Here is a 3,593-nt window from a genome sequence, read left to right on the forward strand (position 1 = left end):
TGCGGTTGCTCCTCTGCACCGGCCAGAAAGCCAATCAGCCCCCAGATACAGCACGAGAGGCTGAGCAAGTGCCAAGCATTTTTTTTCATATCGACTCCTGTCTTCATATGGTCTTTAAATGTTCAGGCCAGCCCCAGTATACGTCAAGCCGGAATGGGCTGTGGGCTGTGGGCTGTGAGCCAGAGGAAAACCAAAGAAAGTTGCGAGCCGAGAGCAAAGAAATGTCTTGCCTTCCCTCCGGCCATGAGCTTGCTACGCAATCCGCACTACGTGCTTCGGCCATTGGCCATCGGCGAAAAGAATCCCAGCCGCCAGGCCCCTTTTGCTCAGGCACGAAAAAAACCCCCATCCAATGCTGGAGGGGGTTTTTTTCAAGGTAGAGCTCTGACATCGGGCTATCTTCCCGGGCGGTCGCCCGCCGAGTATTGTCGCTGCTGGTACGTTTCACTACCGTGTTCGGAATGGGAACGGGTGGGGCCATACCGCCATGACACCAGAGCACCGTACCTTGACAACTGCACAGACAAATACGTTAACAAACCAACGTTCTTGCAACACACCGAAATGTGTCGTTACAGGGTTAAACCCTCGACCGATTAGTACTACTCGGCTAAGCCATTGCTGACTGTACACCTGTAGCCTATCTACGCGGTTATCTTCCGCGGGTCTTACCCACTCCCGAAGGAGTGATGGGAGATCTCATCTTGAGGTGGGCTTCGCACTTAGATGCTTTCAGCGCTTATCCACTCCCAACACAGCTACCCAGCATTGGCCCCTGGCGGAACCACTGGTACACTGGCGGTTGGTCCGTCCCGGTCCTCTCGTACTAGGGACGGCTCCTCTCAAATCTCCTGCGCTCATACCGGATATGGACCGAACTGTCTCACGACGTTCTGAACCCAGCTCACGTACCGCTTTAACGGGCGAACAGCCCGACCCTTGGGACGTACTACCGCCCCAGGTTGCGACGAGCCGACATCGAGGTGCCAAACCTCCCCGTCGATGTGGACTCTTGGGGGAGATCAGCCTGTTATCCCCAGGGTAACTTTTATCCGTTGAGCGACGCCACTTCCACGCGCTGGCGTCGGATCACTAAGCCCGACTTTCGTCCTAGCTCGACCTGTCAGTCTCGCTATCAAGCTCCCTTGTGCCTTTACACTCTGCGATTGATTTCCAACCAATCTGAGGGAACCTTTGGGCGCCTCCGTTACTCTTTAGGAGGCGACCGCCCCAGTCAAACTGCCTACCAGCCACTGTCCCCAAGCCGGATAACGGTCTCGGGTTAGAAACTAGATGACTCAAGAGTGGTATCTCACCGACGACTCCACAAGTCCTGACGAACCTGCTTCGAAGTCTCCCACCTATCCTGCACATGAGCCACCCAGTTTCAATGACAAGCTACAGTAAAGCTCCATGGGGTCTTTCTGTCCTGGTATGAGTAGGCCGTATCTTCACAGCCAATCCAATTTCACCGAGCCCCTCGCCGAGACAGCGCCCAAATCGTTACGCCTTTCGTGCGGGTCGGAACTTACCCGACAAGGAATTTCGCTACCTTAGGACCGTTATAGTTACGGCCGCCGTTCACCGGGGCTTCAGTCAATAGCTTCGGGTTACCCCTAACTACCTTCCTTAACCTTCCGGCACTGGGCAGGCGTCAGCGCCTATACATCGCCTTGCGGCTTAGCAGACACCTGTGTTTTTGTTAAACAGTCGCTTGGGCCTCTCCGCTGCGACCGCCTCATGCTTCCAGAGCAAGTCTGTTCACACTAATGCGGCACTCCTTCTCCCGAAGTTACAGAGTTATTTTGCCGAGTTCCTTAGCGAGGGTTTTCTCGCGCGTCTTAGTATTCTCTACCAGCCTACCTGTGTCGGTTTACGGTACGGGCAGTGCGTTTGTCACTAGAGGCTTTTCTTGGCAGTGTGGCGTCAATTTGTTTGCAGCACGTAGCCGCTTCCGGGGTACCTCAGATCAGCGAGTCGGCGGATTTACCTACCAACTCTCCCTACATACCCCAAGGAACATATCCAACAGTTCCCCAAACCTAGCCTGCTGCGTCCCCCCTTCGCTCAAACCAAAAGCACTGGCGCAGGAATATTAACCTGCTCTCCATCGGCTACGCCTTTCGGCCTCACCTTAGGCCCCGGCTAACCCCACGCGGACGAACCTGGCGTTGGGAACCCTTAGGCTTTCGACGCATTGGATTCTCACCAATGTTTTCGTTACTCATGCCGCCATTCTCACTACTGCTTCGTCCAGCTGCGCTTACGCTCAACCTTCATCCTACGGCAGTACGCTCCTCTACCACTAATCCCTAAGGACTAATCCGTAGCTTCGGTGCATTGCTTAGCCCCGTACATTTTCGGCGCTGAAACGCTTGACCAGTGAGCTATTACGCACTCTTTCAAGGGTTGCTGCTTCTAAGCCAACCTCCTGGTTGTCTGAGCGTCTCAACCTCCTTAATCACTTAGCAATGACTTGGGGACCTTAGCTGACGATCTGGGCTGTTTCCCTCTTGACCACGAAACTTATCTCCCGCAGTCTCACTCCCGAGGAACATTACACGGGTATTCGGAGTTTAATAGGATTTGGTAGGACATGTCGTCCCCCGCACCCAACTAGTGCTCTACCCCCCGCAAACTTTAACTCGAGGCTGACCCTAAAGCCATTTCGAGGAGAACCAGATAGCTCCAGGCTCGATTGGAATTTCACCGCTAGCCACAGTTCATCCCCTGATTTTTCAACATCAGTGAGTTCGGACCTCCACGCAGTGTCACCTGCGCTTCATCCTGACCATGGCTAGATCGCCTGGGTTCGGGTCTACAGCACACAACTAAAGCGCCCTATTCAGACTCGCTTTCGCTTCGGCTCCGGGTATTTCCCCCTTAACCTCGCTGTGTACCATAACTCGGCGGCTCATTCTTCAACAGGTACGCTGTCACCCTTTAAGTAGGGCTCCAACTGCTTGTAAGCGCACGGTTTCACGTCTATTTCACTCCCCTTCCGGGGTGCTTTTCACCTTTCCCTCACGGTACTTGTTCGCTATCGGTTGCCGTTCAGTACTTAGCCTTACGAAGTGGTCTTCGCAGATTCAACCGGAATTTCACGTGTTCCGGCCTACTCGGGTGGTTTCCCAGAGGGCTCAAGCTTTCGGCTACCGGACTATTACCGTCTTTGGTCCCGCTTCCCAGCGGTGTTCACCTAACCTGAGCCTTTGTAACTCTGTGGCGCTATGACATTCGCGCCTGAAAACTCCCACAACCCCACTGCCACAACGCTGTCCGCTTTAACATGGCAATGGTTTAGGCTCATCCCCGTTCGCTCGCCGCTACTGAGGGAGTCGTTTTTACTTTCCGTTCCTCGGGTTACTAAGATGTTTCAATTCACCCGCTTACCTTCCACGTGTCTATGTGTTCAACACGCGATACCACGGCTCCACCGTGGTGGGTTTCCCCATTCGGAAATGTTGGAGTCAACGCTCGCTTGGCAGCTCGTCCAACCATATCGCAGCCTGCAACGTCCTTCATCGGCTGACGGCACCTAGGGATCCCCCGTGCGCCCTTACTAGTTTGACCTGTAAAATCATGGAGCCAAA

General features: G+C 54.2%; 2 rRNA genes. Both read right to left on the minus strand.

The annotated features are described in order from the left end of the window. Positions 1–381 precede the first annotated feature (381 nt). Positions 382–499: ribosomal RNA gene (gene rrf, locus VLA04_05875) — 5S ribosomal RNA — on the minus strand. Positions 500–576: 77 nt separating this feature from the next. Further along, positions 577–3,573, minus strand: a 23S ribosomal RNA gene (locus VLA04_05880). Positions 3,574–3,593: the final 20 nt, after the last annotated feature.

The sequence above is a fragment of the Verrucomicrobiia bacterium genome (assembly GCA_035460805.1).
Classification (GTDB): domain Bacteria; phylum Patescibacteriota; class UBA1384; order CAILIB01; family CAILIB01; genus DATHWI01.